Origin of the sequence: Azospirillum sp. HJ39 (assembly GCF_041507355.1) — a bacterium.
In the GTDB taxonomy this organism is placed as follows: domain Bacteria; phylum Pseudomonadota; class Alphaproteobacteria; order Azospirillales; family Azospirillaceae; genus Azospirillum; species Azospirillum thiophilum.
Window position 1 is genome coordinate 82,781 of the sequence record NZ_CP167910.1, and the last position, 15,408, is coordinate 98,188.

17 protein-coding genes are annotated in these 15,408 nt (G+C 66.9%); 12 read left to right on the plus strand and 5 right to left on the minus strand.

The annotated features are described in order from the left end of the window. Positions 1-13: 13 nt before the first annotated feature. Positions 14-1,213, minus strand: a complete 1,200-nt coding sequence (locus ABMY26_RS11005) for an efflux RND transporter periplasmic adaptor subunit (RefSeq protein ID WP_372396300.1) — start codon at positions 1,211-1,213, stop codon at positions 14-16. A 160-nt stretch (positions 1,214-1,373) separates the two neighbouring features. Here ABMY26_RS11005 and ABMY26_RS11010 point away from each other — a divergent pair, with 160 nt between their 5' ends. The 3 genes from ABMY26_RS11010 (at position 1,374) to ABMY26_RS11020 (ending at position 3,809) form a co-directional block, all read left to right on the plus strand. After that, on the plus strand, positions 1,374-2,099 hold the full coding sequence (locus tag ABMY26_RS11010; protein ID WP_372396301.1) for a TetR/AcrR family transcriptional regulator: 726 nt from the start codon (positions 1,374-1,376) through the stop codon (positions 2,097-2,099). Between the two features lie 44 nt (positions 2,100-2,143). Further along, positions 2,144-2,977, plus strand: a complete 834-nt coding sequence (locus tag ABMY26_RS11015) for a universal stress protein (RefSeq protein WP_372396302.1) — start codon at positions 2,144-2,146, stop codon at positions 2,975-2,977. A gap of 151 nt (positions 2,978-3,128) precedes the next feature. Continuing rightward, on the plus strand, positions 3,129-3,809 hold the full coding sequence (locus ABMY26_RS11020; protein ID WP_372396303.1) for a TetR/AcrR family transcriptional regulator: 681 nt from the start codon (positions 3,129-3,131) through the stop codon (positions 3,807-3,809). 41 nt (positions 3,810-3,850) lie between these two features. Here the strand turns inward: ABMY26_RS11020 and ABMY26_RS11025 are convergent, their stop codons facing one another. After that, the gene (locus ABMY26_RS11025; RefSeq protein ID WP_372396305.1) at positions 3,851-4,450 is read right to left on the minus strand and encodes a TetR/AcrR family transcriptional regulator; all 600 of its coding nucleotides are present in this window, start codon (positions 4,448-4,450) and stop codon (positions 3,851-3,853) included. Positions 4,451-4,528: 78 nt separating this feature from the next. Here ABMY26_RS11025 and ABMY26_RS11030 point away from each other — a divergent pair, with 78 nt between their 5' ends. Continuing rightward, positions 4,529-5,443: an SDR family oxidoreductase gene (locus ABMY26_RS11030; protein ID WP_372396307.1), complete on the plus strand. Its 915-nt coding sequence runs from the start codon at positions 4,529-4,531 to the stop codon at positions 5,441-5,443. Here the strand turns inward: ABMY26_RS11030 and ABMY26_RS11035 are convergent. Next, positions 5,436-5,654, minus strand: coding sequence for a hypothetical protein (locus ABMY26_RS11035; RefSeq protein WP_372396308.1), 219 nt, complete (start codon positions 5,652-5,654; stop codon positions 5,436-5,438). The genes ABMY26_RS11030 and ABMY26_RS11035 overlap by 8 nt on opposite strands. 466 nt (positions 5,655-6,120) lie before the next feature. On the opposite strand from ABMY26_RS11035, the gene ABMY26_RS11040 reads away from it, so the two are divergent. From ABMY26_RS11040 to ABMY26_RS11070, 7 genes are all read left to right on the plus strand, one after another. Further along, positions 6,121-6,795, plus strand: coding sequence for an amino acid ABC transporter permease (locus ABMY26_RS11040; RefSeq protein WP_372396310.1), 675 nt, complete (start codon positions 6,121-6,123; stop codon positions 6,793-6,795). Between the two features lie 13 nt (positions 6,796-6,808). After that, positions 6,809-7,462, plus strand: a complete 654-nt coding sequence (locus tag ABMY26_RS11045) for an amino acid ABC transporter permease (protein WP_372396312.1) — start codon at positions 6,809-6,811, stop codon at positions 7,460-7,462. A 63-nt stretch (positions 7,463-7,525) separates the two neighbouring features. After that, positions 7,526-8,350, plus strand: coding sequence for a transporter substrate-binding domain-containing protein (locus tag ABMY26_RS11050; RefSeq protein WP_372396314.1), 825 nt, complete (start codon positions 7,526-7,528; stop codon positions 8,348-8,350). 39 nt (positions 8,351-8,389) lie between these two features. After that, on the plus strand, positions 8,390-9,154 hold the full coding sequence (locus ABMY26_RS11055; RefSeq protein ID WP_372396315.1) for an amino acid ABC transporter ATP-binding protein: 765 nt from the start codon (positions 8,390-8,392) through the stop codon (positions 9,152-9,154). Between the two features lie 32 nt (positions 9,155-9,186). Beyond that, complete coding sequence (locus ABMY26_RS11060; RefSeq protein WP_372396317.1) at positions 9,187-10,125, plus strand: 2-hydroxyacid dehydrogenase; 939 nt, start codon at positions 9,187-9,189, stop codon at positions 10,123-10,125. 12 nt (positions 10,126-10,137) lie between these two features. Continuing rightward, a complete protein-coding gene (locus ABMY26_RS11065) occupies positions 10,138-11,202 on the plus strand; it encodes a LacI family DNA-binding transcriptional regulator (RefSeq protein WP_372396318.1) in 1,065 nt (354 codons plus the stop codon). Next, on the plus strand, positions 11,199-11,936 hold the full coding sequence (locus tag ABMY26_RS11070) for a 2-keto-4-pentenoate hydratase (RefSeq protein WP_372396319.1): 738 nt from the start codon (positions 11,199-11,201) through the stop codon (positions 11,934-11,936). The genes ABMY26_RS11065 and ABMY26_RS11070 overlap by 4 nt, the downstream gene beginning before the upstream one ends. A gap of 59 nt (positions 11,937-11,995) precedes the next feature. On the opposite strand, the gene soxR is transcribed toward ABMY26_RS11070, so the two are convergent. After that, complete coding sequence (soxR, locus tag ABMY26_RS11075) at positions 11,996-12,451, minus strand: redox-sensitive transcriptional activator SoxR (protein ID WP_372396321.1); 456 nt, start codon at positions 12,449-12,451, stop codon at positions 11,996-11,998. Between the two features lie 144 nt (positions 12,452-12,595). On the opposite strand from soxR, the gene ABMY26_RS11080 reads away from it, so the two are divergent. Continuing rightward, on the plus strand, positions 12,596-13,798 hold the full coding sequence (locus ABMY26_RS11080) for an HPP family protein (protein WP_372396323.1): 1,203 nt from the start codon (positions 12,596-12,598) through the stop codon (positions 13,796-13,798). A 452-nt stretch (positions 13,799-14,250) separates the two neighbouring features. On the opposite strand, the gene ABMY26_RS11085 is transcribed toward ABMY26_RS11080, so the two are convergent. Beyond that, the gene (locus ABMY26_RS11085; protein WP_045585188.1) at positions 14,251-15,180 is read right to left on the minus strand and encodes a replication protein RepA; all 930 of its coding nucleotides are present in this window, start codon (positions 15,178-15,180) and stop codon (positions 14,251-14,253) included. Between the last annotated feature and the right edge of the window lie 228 nt (positions 15,181-15,408).

Genomic DNA, 15,408 nt, shown 5'->3' on the forward strand with positions numbered 1-15,408 from the left:
AGGATATCCTGCGTCAGCGCGCCGATACGGCCTTTTCAGGCAATGAAGCGAGGGCGTTCTGGGCCGGGACCGGTTTCACCTCGGCACCGGGCCTGACCTTCTGCAGGCCTTCGACCACCACCCGTTCGCCGGCGGCCAGCCCGTCCGAGACCAGCCAGACATTGCCGACCGCGCGCTCGGTCGTGATGGTGCGCTGCGCCGCCTTGTTGTCGGCGCCGACCACCCAGACCCGCGCAGACCCGTCCGGCCCGCGGCTGACCGCAGCCTGCGGCACGGTGATGGCGTTCTCCGCCACGCCCTGCTCGACGCGGGCGCGGACGAACAGGCCGGGCAGCAGATCCTTGTTCGGATTGGGGAAGACGGCGCGGAGCTGGACCGAACTGGTGCCCGCATCGACGGTGACGTCGGAGAATTGCAGTTCGCCCTTCACCGGATAGGCGGCGTCGTTGCCGTTGGCGTTGCTGTTCAGGAACAGCGTCACCGGGATCTTGCCGGGCTCGGCCGGACGGATGCGGCCGCTCGCCATATCTTCGCGCAGCCTCATCAGCTGGGATGCGGTCTGCGTCACGTCGACATAGATCGGGTCGAACTGCTGGACGGTGGCCAGCGCCGTCGACTGGCTGGCGGTGACCAGGGCCCCCTCGGTGACAGCCGACTTGCCGATCCGGCCGGAGATCGGAGCGAACACCTTGGTGTAGTTCAGATTGATGCTGGCGAGGTTGTAGGCGGCCTTGGCCGCCGCCACCTGCGCCTCGTTCTGCTTCAGCGAAGCCTGGACATCGTCGAAGTCCTGCTTGCTGACCACGCTGTTCTTCACGAGATCGCCGTAGCGGGCGGCCTTGTTGCGCGCGGCCTGCAGATTTGCCTCCGCCTTCTGGACGTCGGCCTGGGCGCTGGCCAGCGATGCCTCATAAGTCGCCGGGTCGATCTGGTAGAGCTGGTCGCCAGCCTTGACGTCGCTGCCCTCACGGAAAAACCGTTTCAGCACGATGCCGCTGACCTGCGGGCGGATCTCCGCCACGCGATAGGGGGTGGTGCGGCCCGGCAGTTCGGTCGCCACCGTCAGTCGCTGCGGCTCGACGGTCGCCACCGACACCTCGGGTGGGCCGCCCTGGGGCTGGCCTGCCGCCTGTTTCTGCTGGTTGCAGCCCGCGAGCGCCACGATCAACAGGACCGCCACGGCCGCCGGCATGAATGGATTGGATATGGACATCTCTTTCCTCGTCTCGGCGCCGCTTGTCTGCGGTCCCGTCTCCCTGTTGAGCCGGGCTTCGGGTGGTCCGGCACATCCCCGTTGCTTAGTACTGTCTCATACAGTACAGTGTACTGGACGATACATTCAGAATGCTGCACCGCGCAAGGGGGTTTTGCAGATGCCCGACACGGGGCTGGGACACAAGGCCGGCACGCGCGCCGCTGCCGGAACGGCAGGGCCGACGATGGACGGCACGGCGATGGGAGTACGCGGCTGGACACGGTGCCGTGCCCTGCTGGATGCCGCCGCGGCCCTGTTCGTGGAGAAGGGCTACGCCGCCACCTCGCTCAGCGACGTCCTGCGCGAAGCGGGCGGATCGCGCACCACGCTGTACAAACATTTCGGCGACAAGGACGGCCTCTTCCGCGCGATGATGGAGGAGCATTGTGCCCGCGTGCTGGACGGCATGGCGTCCGACGTCGCGACGGAGGGAGCCGAAGGGGTGGCGGACGAGGCCGCCGATCCGGAGGAACGCTTGATCCGCATTGCGCTGCACATCACCGCCTCGCTGACCGAGCCGCAAACGACGGCGATCCTGCGCACGTTGATATCCGAGGGAAACCGAATCCCCGATCTGGTCGAAACCTTCGTCCGCGTCGGGCCGGAGCGCACGCGCGCACGGATGGCCGGCTGCTTCCGCGACCTGGCAGCGGCAGGCCGCATCCGTGTCGCCGATCCGGAGATGGCCGCACAAGCCTTCTGCGGCATGGTGACCGGGAACCTGCTGATGGAGCGCCTGATCCTGCCCGGCCGGCCGGTCGACGCAACGGCGGTCGAATCCTATGTGCGCGCCAGCGTCCGCCTTTTCCTGCGCGGCGCCGCTCCGCCGCCGGCATCCCGCTGACGGCTCTCCATCCCCATCCCACCGCCGAGCAAGAGGCTTGCGAAATGCCCAAGGACATCGTCGTTTTCATCGAAGCGGATGAGGAGCGGGCCGGCCGGCTGGCCTTTGCCGCGGCACTGGCGCGGCGCTGGCAGGCGCATCTCATCGCCACCTTCGTCGCCAACCGGCTGGAACTGACCCCCAGCAGCAGCTTCGCCCGCGGCGGCGGCGTCGAAGCGATGCTGCGCAAGCACCATGCAGCCGCCCGTGTGGCCGCGGCGGAGACACGGACGCTGTTCGACCGCATCGTCGCCGATGCCGACATCAGCGGCGAATGGCGCCTGTCCGACCATGAGGATGGCGAGACGCTGATGCTCCATGCCCGGCATGCCAGCCTTGCCATCGTCGGCCCGCCATTGCGTCCGACACGCCCGGTTCGGATGCTGAGCCTGTCGGAAGACGTCATCTTCGCGTCCGGCCGCCCCACCCTTCTGCTGCCGGCCGGCTGGCCGTCTCATCGGATCGGCCGGCGGATCGTCGTCGGCTGGAACGGCAGCCGCGAGGCCTCCACCGCCATCGCGCTCGCCATGCCCTTCCTGACCGCGGCCGACATCGTCCATCTGGTCGTGGTACCGGAAGCACGCCCGAACGGCCGGCTCGGTGCCGACCCGGGCGCCGACATGTCCCGCCATCTCGCCCGCAACGGGGTGGAGGTGGTGCTGGAACAGCGTCCTGGCACGGACGCCGGCACCGTGCTGCTCGACCATGCGCGGTCGGTCGATGCCGACATGCTGGTGATGGGCGCCTATGGCCGGCCCCGGATCAGCGAGTTCGTCTTCGGCGGTACGACGCGCACGGTGCTGGCCAAGGCCGACACACCGATCCTGCTGTCGCGCTGATGTCATCGCCGGAGCGGACCCTGCGTCCTTTTTACGCCTTTTGCCGTCTGGCTGTTCGATGCCGGCGTTCTGCAGTAGCGTGCGCACCAAGGCGCCAGACGGACACGAACGAACCGGCCGCACACGCCGCCGCGCCGGAGGATTACGCAGGATGACCAGCACCACCCACAAGGACTGTCCCGCCGCCGGGCCCCCCACTGCCGGATTGCCCACCGTCGGGCCACGCGGATTGGCGCGGCGTCAGGCGATCCTGACAGCCGCCCGGCACCTGTTCATCGCGAAGGGATTCGAAAAAACCACGCTCAGCGACATCATCGCCGAGGCCGGCGGCTCCCGCGCCACGCTGTACGAGCATTTCGGCGACAAGGAAGGCCTGTTCCGCGCGATCATGGAGGAGGACAACGCCATGATCCTCTCCGGCCTGGCCCCGGCCGAGACCGACGACCGCGTCGTCACGCCGGAGGCCGGCTTGACCGCATTCGCCCTGCATCTGGTGACGGCCCTGCTGAACGAAGAGACGACCGGCACCGTTCGCATCCTGATCTCCGAAGGCGACCGCATCCCCGACATCGCCGAAGCCTTCTTCCGCATCGGCCCGGAGAACGCCATCCGGCGGCTGGCGGAATACCTGAAGCGCCTGTCCGATTCAGGCGTCCTGCGGATCGAGGATCCGGCTGCCGCCGCCCAGGCCTTCCTCGGCATGGTCACTGGCAACCTGCTGATCCGGCGCCTGATCCTGCCGGAAAGCGCCCCTGCGATTCCCGACCTCGACCGTTATGTCCGGCAGGCGGTTCGGCTCTTCCTGAACGGCGCGCGGGCGCCGGACGCGTAGCCGGACCGGAAGCACCGGATCGGAAGCGACCCGGGGCGCTGTCAGATTTCGGCCTCCAGCGCATCGAACGCGTCGCGGAATATCTCGTCGAACGGGCGTCTGCCGCCCTCGCTGCCGAAGGTGTCGGACGCAAGGCGCATCGTGCCGATAGCCGTCATCACGACAAGCCTGAGGCCGGTTTCGCGCTCCGGTTCCGGCCAGCGTTCCCGCAACGCCGCAAACAGCATCCTCTCATGCTGGACGTAGGAGGCCTGTTTGCGGGCCTGCACCGCCTCGTTGGAGCGCATCAGGCGGTCAATGGAAATCATGTCGTCGGGCGGGATGGAGGCACAGACCTTCAGGATCGCGTCGCGAACGGCATGGAGAGGCCGCTTGCCCGGCGGCTGCTCCCGCAGCGCGGCGACGAGCATGTCCCCTACGCTGTTTTGCAGGGACAGCAGAATATCATCTTTCGATTTCAGATAATGGAAGAACGTCCTTCGCGAGATGCCGGCCTCCGCCGCGATCTCGTCAAGGGTGGTCGCTTCGTATCCCTTTTTCAGGAAAAGTGTCATTCCGGCATTCGTGATGCGCTGCAGGGTCTCGCGGCGCTTGCGTTCCCGCAGGCCTTCGGCGGGCGGGCCCGGGTTTTTGCTCTCCATGGTCGAAGGGTCCCTTGAAATTTGCACTGGGTGCATTATTATTTTACACCAAGTGCAGTTTTTTTAAAAGGCGGAGTCATGGCGACGTGGACAACTGCGGACATTCCCTCGCAAACAGGCCGGTCGGCCGTGGTCACTGGGACCGGGGGCCTCGGATACGAGAGCGCCCTGGCGCTGGCTCGGGCGGGCGCTGACATCGTCGTTGCAGGCCGCAACCCCGAGAAAGGCGCCGCAGCGGTCGCGGGAATTCGCCGGGACGTGCCGTCCGCCATCGTCCGGTTCGAGCAGGTCGACCTTGCCAGCCTGGAGTCCATCTCGGCATTTGGTGCGAGGCTCCGGGACCGGAGAGACAGTCTCGATTTGCTCATCAACAATGCCGGCGTGATGGTCCCGCCAAGACGGCTCGACACGTCGGACGGTTTCGAGTTGCAGTTCGGCACGAATTACCTCGGCCACTTTGCGCTCACCGCACAGATGATGCCGCTTCTCCGCAAGGGCAGGGATGCGCGCGCGGTCACACTTTCAAGTATCGCCGCACGAAGCGGTGCGATCAATTTCGACGATCTGAACTCGCAGAAGAGCTACAGGGCGATGCGGGCCTACAGCCAGTCGAAGCTCGCATGCCTGATGTTTGCCTTCGAATTGCAACGGCGCAGCGAAGCCAACGGATGGGGCATCACGAGCATCGCCGCGCATCCGGGCATTTCCCGGACCGACCTACTGCACAACGCCCCAGGCCGCTGGAGTCCACCCGGCCTGGCGCGAAGCCTGCTATGGTTCCTCTTCCAACCCGCATCGCAGGGCACGCTCCCGACGCTTTTTGCCGCAACGTCGCCCGAGGCAAAGCCCGGCGCCTATTATGGCCCGGACAGGCTGAACGAAACGCGCGGCCACCCGACCGTTTCGACCGTCCCGCCACAGGCGTTGGACAAGGCGGTCGCCACACGCCTCTGGGATGTCTCCGAAGAACTGACCCAAAGCGACTTCAGATAACGACAGGGCTTGCCGCGCGGTCGGCCTTGGCCAACGGTTCGACGATGTCCTCCAGGCTCTTGCCTTTGGCATCCACGCCATAGACCAGGGCTACCACGCCACCGAACATCATCACGACCGATACCAACACATAGCCCCAGAACAGCGCATCACGCTCCATCCCTTCCCCCACCAGCCAGCCGAACAGCAGCGGTCCGGTCGAGCCCACCACTTGGGCGATGGCGAAGAAATAGGAGATCGCCTCCGAGCTGGAACGAGACTGCTCACCGCGTCGATGTTCGTTCTGGCGGCATCCGTTACGGCGGCGCGTAGTCCAACGGCCACGACTGGGGATACTCCAACGGTTTCAGCGGCATCCCGGGGAAAAGCGACGATTCCCGGGTTCCGTTGAAACGGCGGATGGTTACGGAAGGTTTCGGCCGCTTCGAACACAGGCCGTAACAGCGAACATCAAGAATACAAACTATCGTATGAACGATCATTTCCCATTGCGCTTTTAGATCGATCCAATTACGGTATCCAAAGCAGTTCGCTGGAACGCCGCCATAACGGCCCGGCGATCCGGAGGACGATCCCTTGCAGGGGCGCAGTCCGGACAACGGCCATGCGGACAATGGCAATTCGCGCGGCGCCCGCCCACGAACGGGCATGCCCGACGCGGTTGCGGAGGAACGCCCGTGACCTACGACTTTCAATTCGACGCGGTGTTCGCGTCCTGGGACTATCTGCTGGACGGGGCTTGGCTGACCGTCAGACTGTCGCTCAGCGCAATGGTCATCGGGCTGGCCGTCGCCATCCTCTGCGCGCTCGGCAAGACCTCCGGCCCGAAGCCGGTGCGCTGGCTGATCAACGCCTATATCGAGATCATCCGCAACACCCCCTTCCTGGTGCAGATCTTCCTGATCTTCTTCGGGTTGCCGACGGTCGGCCTGCGGCTGTCGCCCGATGTGGCGGCGCTCATCGCCATGGTGGTCAATGTCGGTGCCTACGCCACCGAGATCATCCGCGCCGGCATCGAATCGATCCACAAGGGTCAGGTCGAGGCCGGCCTGGCGCTTGGCCTGCGCCCGCTGCAGGTCTTCCGCCACGTCGTGCTGAAGCCGGCATTGCGTACGGTCTACCCGGCGCTGACCAGCCAGTTCATCCTGCTCATGCTGAGTTCCAGCGTGGTGTCGGCCATCTCCGCCGACGAATTGACGTCGGTCGCCAACAACATCCAGTCGCAGACCTTCCGCAGCTTCGAGATCTACATCGTAGTGACCCTCATCTATCTGGTTCTGGCAATGCTGTTCTCGGCCCTGTTCGCCGGAATCTACCGGCTGGCTTTCGCCTACACCGTCGACCGGCGCTGAGGGAGGCGACAGCATGATCCGCGTCTTCGGATACAACGAGTTCCTGTTCCTGCTGAGCGCCGTGCAGTGGACGCTGCTGCTGTCGGCCATTGCCTTCATCGGCGGCGGCATCGTCGGACTGTTCGTGGCGCTCGGCCGCACCGCCGACGTCAAGCCGCTCCGCTGGCTCGCGACCGGCTACATCCAGATCTTCCAGGGCACGCCGCTGCTGATGCAGCTGTTCCTGGTGTTCTTCGGCGCCACCGTGCTGGGCATCGACATGAGCCCCTGGGTCGCCGCAGCGCTCGGCCTGACGTTGAACACCAGCGCCTTCCTCGGCGAAATCTGGCGCGGCTGCATCCAGTCGGTGCCCAAGGGCCAATGGGAGGCGGCATCGTCGCTCGGCCTGCGCTATCCCGGCCTGATGCGCTACGTCATCCTGCCTCAAGCGGTGAAGGTTGCGGTGCCGCCCACCGTCGGCTATCTGGTGCAGGTGATCAAGGGCACCTCGCTGGCCGCCATCATCGGCTTCGTCGAGCTGACCCGCGCCGGCCAGATCGTCAACAACGCCACCTTCCAGCCCTTCCTCGTCTTCGGCATCGTCGCCGTCATGTATTTCGCGCTGTGCTGGCCGCTGTCGTTGCTGAGCGCCCGGCTCGAAGCACGCTATGCCGCCCCGTCTCGCTGAACCGCCCCCCTCGCCGAACCGATCGACAAACTCAAGAAACACCCGATACACGGAGGAAACCCCATGGCCTTCACCGCCACCCGCCGCCTGGTCGTCGCCGGCGCCCTGACAACCGCCGCCGCCATTGCCGCTTTCGGCGGTTTCGCCGCAACGGCCCATGCCCAGAGCGTCGAGGACATCAAGGGCAAGGGCAAGCTGACCGTCGGCATGCTCGTCGACTTCCCGCCCTTCGGCATCACCAGCGCCGACGGCAAGCCCGACGGCTATGACGCCGACGTCGCCAAGCTGATGGCCAAGCACATGGGCGTGCCGGTGGAGATCGTTCCGGTGACCGGACCGAACCGCATCCCCTACCTGCTGACGGGCAAGGTGGACGTGCTGGTCGCCTCGCTCGGCATCACGCCGGAACGGGCCAAGCAGGTCGCCTTCTCCGATCCCTATGCTGCCATCGAGATCGGGCTGCTGGCGCCGCAGAAGTCACCGATCGCCAAGGCGGAGGATCTGTCGGGCAAGAGCGCGGGCGTCGCCCGTGCTAGTACCCAGGACCAGTCGCTGACCGCGGTGGCGCCGAAGGACGCCCGCATCATGCGCTTCGACGACGATGCCAGCGCGGTGCAGGCCCTGCTGTCCGGCCAGGTCGACGCGCTGGGCGTCAGCAACGTGGTGGCGCAGCAGATCAAGACGATGGCGCCCCAGGCCAATTACGAGATGAAGTTCGTGCTGAAGAGCCAGGTGCAGGGCGTCGCCATGCGCCAGGGCCAGGACAAGCTGCTGGCCTGGGTCAACGGCTTCCTCGACACCGTGAAGAAGAACGGCGAACTGACCGCCATCCACCAGAAGTGGCTGGGCACCGACCTGCCGACGGCGGTCACTGCCGGCAAGTCCTGATCTCGGGCAACCGCATTTTCCCCGGTGGAGGGTACGACCATGGCAGTGGCGTCTGAGCCGATGAACACGGATGTCGTCATCCGCATGGAAGGCGTCCAGAAATGGTACGATCAATTCCAGGTGCTGAAGGACATCGACCTGGAAGTCCGCCGGGGTGAGCGCATCGTCATCTGCGGCCCGTCCGGGTCGGGAAAATCGACCCTGATCCGCTGCATCAACCAGCTGGAACGCCACCAGAAGGGCCGCATCACCGTCAACGGCGTCGAACTGGGACCCCACCACCGCCAGCTCGACGCCGTGCGGCGGGAGGTCGGCATGGTGTTCCAGAGCTTCAACCTGTTTCCGCACCTGACCGTGCTGGAAAACTGCATGCTGGCGCCGCTGAAGGTGCGCGGCGTCGGCAAGGACGAGGCGAAAGCCACCGCCCTCAAGTATCTGGAGCGCGTCCGCATCCCCGAGCAGGCCGACAAGTATCCGGGCCAGCTGTCGGGCGGCCAACAGCAGCGCGTCGCCATCGCGCGGTCGCTGTGCATGAACCCGAAGGTGATGCTGTTCGACGAGCCGACCTCCGCGCTCGATCCGGAAATGGTCAAGGAGGTGCTGGACACCATGATCGGCCTGGCGGAAGACGGGATGACCATGCTGTGCGTGACGCACGAGATGGGGTTCGCCAAATCGGTCGCCCACCGCGTGATCTTCATGGACCGCGGCGAGATCGTCGAGCAGAACACGCCCGAGGAGTTCTTCACCGCCCCGAAGTCGGAGCGGACCCGGAGTTTCCTCGGTCAGATTCTGTCCCATTGAGGACCCTTCGCCTTATCTGAGGACCCATTGCGATGAAGCCCGAAATCCTGCTGGTCGACCCCATGATGCCCGCCATCGAGCAGGCTCTGGATGCGACCTACACCGTCCACCGCCTGTCCGCCGCTCCGGATCGCGACCGGCTGATCGCAGAGGTCGCCCCGCGGGTGCGGGCCGTCGTCACCGGTGGTGGGACCGGCGTCAAGGCTGCGGTGGTCGATGCGCTGCCCAATCTGGGGATCGTCGCCATCAACGGCGTCGGCACCGACGCGGTCGACCTGGAACATGCCCGCGGCCGCGGCGTGCGCGTCACCAACACGCCGGGGGTGCTGACAGACGACGTCGCCGATCTGGCGATGGGGCTGGTGATCGCCGCCTCCCGCCGCATGGCAGCGGGCGACCGTTTCGTCCGCGCTGGCCAATGGCCGAAGGGCAAGCTGCCGCTGGCCCGCAAGGTCACCGGCAAGCGGATGGGCATCCTGGGGCTGGGCCGCATCGGCGAGGCCATCGCCAAGCGCGCCGAAGCCTTCGGCATGAGCATCGCCTACACCAACCGCAACCCGCGCAGCGATGTGGCCTACCGTTTCATCGCCTCGCCCGAGGATCTCGCGCGGGAAAGCGACATCCTGGTGGTTGCCGCGTCGGCCGGGCCGGCCTCGCGGAACATGGTCGGCCGCGCCCTGCTCGACGCGCTGGGGCCGGACGGCATCCTGGTCAATGTCGCCCGCGGCAGCGTGGTGGATGAGCCGGAGCTGCTGGCCGCCTTGACCGAGGGGCGCCTGGGCGGCGCCGGGCTGGACGTCTTCGCCGACGAGCCGAATGTGCCCGAGGGCTTCTTCGCGCTCGACAACGTCGTCCTCCAGCCGCACCAGGCCAGTGCCACGGTGGAGACGCGGACGGCGATGGGCCAGCTGGTGCTGGACAATCTGGAGGCTTTCTTCGCCGGCCGGCCGCTGCCGACGGCAGTGGTGTAGGTCGCAGATCCCATGGCCCGGCGACCGGACATCCCCTCTGCCGGAAGCGGCCGCATCACCCTGACGGAGGTCGCCGAGCATGCCGGGGTGTCACGGTCGACCGTATCGCTGGTGCTGCGGGGCAGCCCGTTGGTGGCGGTGGACACGCGGGAGCGTGTCCAGGCCGCCATGGCGGCTCTGGGCTACATCTACAACCGTGGCGCCGCCACCCTGCGCGCCGCCCGCACCCAAACCGTCGGGCTGCTGGTCTGCGAGCTGAACAATCCCTTCTATGCCGAGCTGACCGCCGGCATGGACGACGTGCTGGACACCGAAGGCTACGTCGCCTTCATCGCCAACACAGCCGAGCAGCCCGACCGGCAGGACCGCTTCCTGCAACGGATGCGTGAGCATGATGTCGACGGCGTGATCCTCTGCCCCGCCGCCGGCACGCCGCCCGACCTGCCCGACCTGCTGGATCGATGGCGGTTGCCCTGCGTCCAGGCCCTGCGCTTCGTCTCCGCCGAAGGGCACGACTATGCCGGGGTCGATTACGGGGCCGGGATGGAGACGGTGATCGACCATCTCGTGGCCTTGGGCCACCGGCGGATCGCCTTCGTCGGCGGCACCTTGGACCATTCCGCCTATGCGGGCCGGCATGCGGGCTTTACCGCGGCGCTGCGGCGTCACGGGTTGCCGGAAGGACCGGTCCTGCGCTGCCCGCTGACCAGGCGCGCGGGAGCGGATGCAGCGGAAGCCCTGCTCGATCGGCCGCAGCCCCCCACCGCCGCACTGTGCTACAATGACGTGGTGGCGCTCGGGCTGATGCTGGGGTTGGAAGCGCGCGGCCTGCGGGCCGGGCGCGATCTGGCCGTGACCGGCTTCGACGACGTCCCGGAAGCGGCGCTCAGCCGACCGGGGCTGACGACCGTCGCCACGTCGGCAAGGCAGATCGGGCAGGAGGCCGCCCGCCTGCTGCTGCGCCGCATCGCCGATCCGCAGGGGCCGCCCGAGCGGATCATCCTGCCGAGCCGGCTGGTCGTCCGCGAATCCTGCGGCGCCCTCACCCCCTCCCTCCACCACAGAGAATTGTCATGACCGATACCGTCGAGGCCCTGATCGCGGCGCGCGAAACCCGCCAGTGGCTGACCGGATTGACCACCCCTCCCGCCGACAAGGCGGAGGCCTATGCCGTCCAGGACACCGTCGCCCGCCGTCTGGGTCCCGTCACCGCCTGGAAGGTCGGCGCCCCCGCCCCCGACGCCGAGCCCTTCCGGGCCCCGATCAACGCCGCCACCGTCTTCGACGGGGCCGACCGCCTGCCGGCGAAGCTCTTCCAGGTCATCGGGGTGGAGGCGGAGATCGCCTACCGCTTCGACCGCGACCTGCCGGTCCGTGAGCAGCCCTACAGCCGCGAGGAGGTGCTGGACGCCGTCGGCTCCGTCCATCCGGCCTGGGAGATCGTCGATACCCGCTTCACCGGCTTCGGCAGCCAGGATGGGCTGAGCCACATGGCCGACCAGTTCAACCACGGCGCGCTGGTCGTCGGTCCCGCCATTGCCGACTGGCGTTCGCTCGACCCGCTGAAGGAATCGGTGACGCTGGAGGTGAATGGCGAGATCAAGGTGGAGACGGTCGGCGGCAACAGCGCCGGCGATCCGGTCCGGCTGCTGGTATGGATGGCCAATGTCGGCACCCGGAGCTTCGACGGCCTGCATGCCGGCGATGTGGTCACGACCGGCTCCTGCACCGGCACCGTTTTCGTCGAGCCGGGCAGCCGTTCGGTCGCACGCTATGGCACCATGGGCACCATCGAACTGACGGTGGACTGACCCTCCGGAAGGCCCGGGCCGGTTCCAGTCCGGCCCGGGCCTCCATTTGGAGGCGGGCATCAGGCAGGATCCAGCAGCCGCGGACCGGCACCGCCGTCGCCCAGCTCGTCCCACGGGTTGCGCAGCGGGCAGTCGCGGATCGACAGGCAGCCGCAGCCGATGCAGCCATCCAGATTGTCGCGCAGCTTCGTCAGCTTGGCGATGCGGTCGTCCAGCTCCGCCCGCCAGCGCTCCGACATCCGCCGCCAGTCGGCAGTCGTAGGCGAGCGGTCCTCCGGCAGGGCGGCGAGTGCTTCGGCGATGGAGGCCAGCGAGATGCCCAGCCGCTGCGCCACCTTGACCACCGCCACCCGGCGCAGCACGTCGCGGGAGAAGCGACGCTGGTTGCCGGGGTTGCGCCAGCTGCGGATCAGGCCCTGCGCCTCGTAGAAATGGATGGTCGACACCGCGACGCCGGACCGGCGCGCCACCTCCCCGACCGTCAGCTCCTTGTCGTAATCCTCCGGCGACAGCATCCCGGCCCCTCCCCGTGCAACCCTCGGTCCCGCCAGTCTGGCGCCATTTCCGCTTGACCTCAAGTTCTGTTGAGGTTTTAGCCTCGGCCACCTTCGATGCCCGAACGGGCGCTCGACGGGGGAATTGCAGGGGGAATGGGCCGAATGATCCGGGGAAAGCTTGCGGCCTTGCGCCGGAAAACGGCAGGACGGGCCAAGGGGTGGGGGGAGTTCCTGTTCCGGCCGGTCCTGCCCGGCGCCACCCTGCGCGACCGCATGATCGCCTGTTGCGGCGCCCTGCTGGGGATCGCGGCGACCGGCCTGCTCTGCCGCAACATGCTGGCCTACATGAGCAGCGCACCGGTGCTGGTGGCGCCGATGGGGGCGTCCGCCGTGCTGCTGTTCGCGGTGCCGGCCAGCCCGCTGGCGCAGCCCTGGTCGATCGTCGGCGGCAACACGCTCTCGGCGGTCGTCGGGGTACTGGTCGCCAGCATCATTCCCGACCCGATGCTGGCCGGGGCCGCCGCCGTGGCGCTCGCCATCGCCACCATGTCGCTGACCCGCTGCCTCCACCCGCCGGGCGGCGCCGCCGCCCTGACCGCGGTGCTGGGCGGCCCGGCAGTGACCGAGATGGGCATCAAGTTCGCCTTCTTCCCGGTCGCGGTGAATTCCGTCCTGCTGCTCACCGCCGGGCTGATGTTCCACCGGCTGTCCGGCCACCGCTATCCGCACAAGGCGGCCAACACCCACCGCACAGGCGATCCGCCGCCGCAGCTGCGGCCCGGCATCACCCAGGGCGATGTCGACGATGCGCTCCGCACCCTGGCCGAGACGCTGGACGTCAGCCGCGAGGATCTGGGTGCCCTGCTGGTCAATGCCGAACTGCACGCACTGGAAAGGCTGCATGCCGACATCACCTGCCGGGACGTCATGTCCCGCGACGTCGTCACGGTCACGCCGGACACCCATCCCCAGGTCGCCCGTGCCCGCCTGATCGAACATGGATTCCGCACGCTGCCGGTGGTGGACCGGGAGAACAGGGTCGCCGGCGTCGTCGGCCATGAACAGCTGTCGCACGGCGACTTCGCCCGCAACACGGCCCATGTCGCTGCCGTCATGGTCCCGGCGGCGGTGGAACGGCCGGACACGCCGGTCTTCCGGCTGCTCGGCCGCCTGTCCGACGGACGCACGCATGATGTGGTGATCGTCGACCGGAACCGCCGGCTGTTGGGGGTGGTCACCCAGACCGACCTGCTGGTTGTCCTGGCCCGCGCCGCCCTTGCCCTCGCGGTGCAGGATGGTGGGCCGGGAAAGGACGGCGGGCTGCCGCGGGCCTATCTGCACGGTGTTTCGGCTGGACGGGCCTAGCCGGGCCACGGCCGGTTCCCCTCCCTTCGGTGCCCGGCGATCGGAGGGAGGGCCGGAGGTGGAATGGAACGTTTGAAACAGTATGAAACAGGTTTTCAGTCCTGTTCCACTGTTCCATCCGCAGGGCACGCACCCATCCGCCGGGGCATGCGCCAGACGCGGGAGCTGGGATCTCTGTTGGTAATCGCGGCGGGAACGACGGGTGTTGCAGGATTGCAGTCGTCCGGCCATGTCCGGGTTCCTCGCCTGATCAGGAAAGCAATTATTCCTATCACAAGTCAGGGCGGTTGGCTAAGCCGGGAGCGAAGGACGATTGCAATGTCGCCCATATGGGTGACACAGGCGCCTGAACTTTGGTGACGGCCGGCGGAGGCGGTGGAGGGTGTCACCAAAGTTCAGGAAGCGAAGAGGACAGCGTCACCAAAGTTCAAATGCTTTTCAGGCAATGCAGGTCAGGCGATCCGGGCCATCACCCGTTCGTTGATCGGCGGGCGCGAGGGATGGAGGATCAGCCCCTCCCCCGATTCCTCCACCCGGGCGTCGGGATAGGCGGCGAGCGCGTATTTCAGATTCGGGATGAACTTGGTCTTGAACTGCCGCACCAGGGCATAGCCGGCACCGAACTGGCCATGCAGCGCCGCCCAGGTGATGGGGGTCGGCTTGTCCAGCGAGTGCAGCCGGTAGGCCAGCCAGATATAGACGTCGAGCGCCATCGACTTGCCGCTGATCGCCTTGAGCGCCTCTTCCGCCACCGGGACCGGGTGTTCGCGCAAAGCCTTGAAGAAGCTGTCGCTGAGCCGCACCGTGTCGGTGAAGAGGGTGCCCTGCCGGTCGTCGGGCCGCCGCAGCTGGATGGCGTCGGCGACGATCGATTCCTTGCTCTGCCGCCGGCCGCCGTCGGCATCGGTGAAGAAGGTCAGATGGCAGGCGGAAAGCCGCGCCGCCTGATCCTCGACGTCGCGATAGGCCTTGCCGCAGATCGGAATGTCCATCCGTTTCAGCCAGTCATGCATCGAGCCGCCAAGCTCGACCTCCGGATTCCCGGTCTGGATGGCGCGGGTCTGGAGATAGAGCAGGATCATGCGGGCCCGGCTGCCGTAGGGCACGCCGATTCGCCGGGTGACGCCGTTCCGGTCCTCGATCACGCCGGGTTGGATCACCAGCTTGACCTTGTGGCCCGGCCGTTCCCAATGCTGGTCGTCTGGAAGCTGGCGGTGAGGCAGTGCCGTTTGGCAGAATCCGGCATAGGTGATGCCGAGTTTGCTGTTTTCCGCAGCCTGGACCGCCGCGGCGATGTCGATGAGCGGCCGTTCCTCGTCGGAAACGAGGGCAAGCGCGCCATCGCGCCCGTGGGTTTCGATCAAACGGTGAATGCTGCCCATGCCGACCTCCGGACTGCGAGCTCCTGACTGTGAGCCCCTGACTGCGGGTTCTGTATGACGGCCTTGTGACCGATCATGTCGGATACAACACCCGGGATCGCGCCGAAGGCAATTTGAACCTTGGTGACGCAGGCTAATTGGAACCTATTTGAAACCAACTATTAGATTCGTCACCAAAGTTCAGGGGATAACCGCGAGTCGCGTCACCACAGTTCAAGGTGGGCGTCA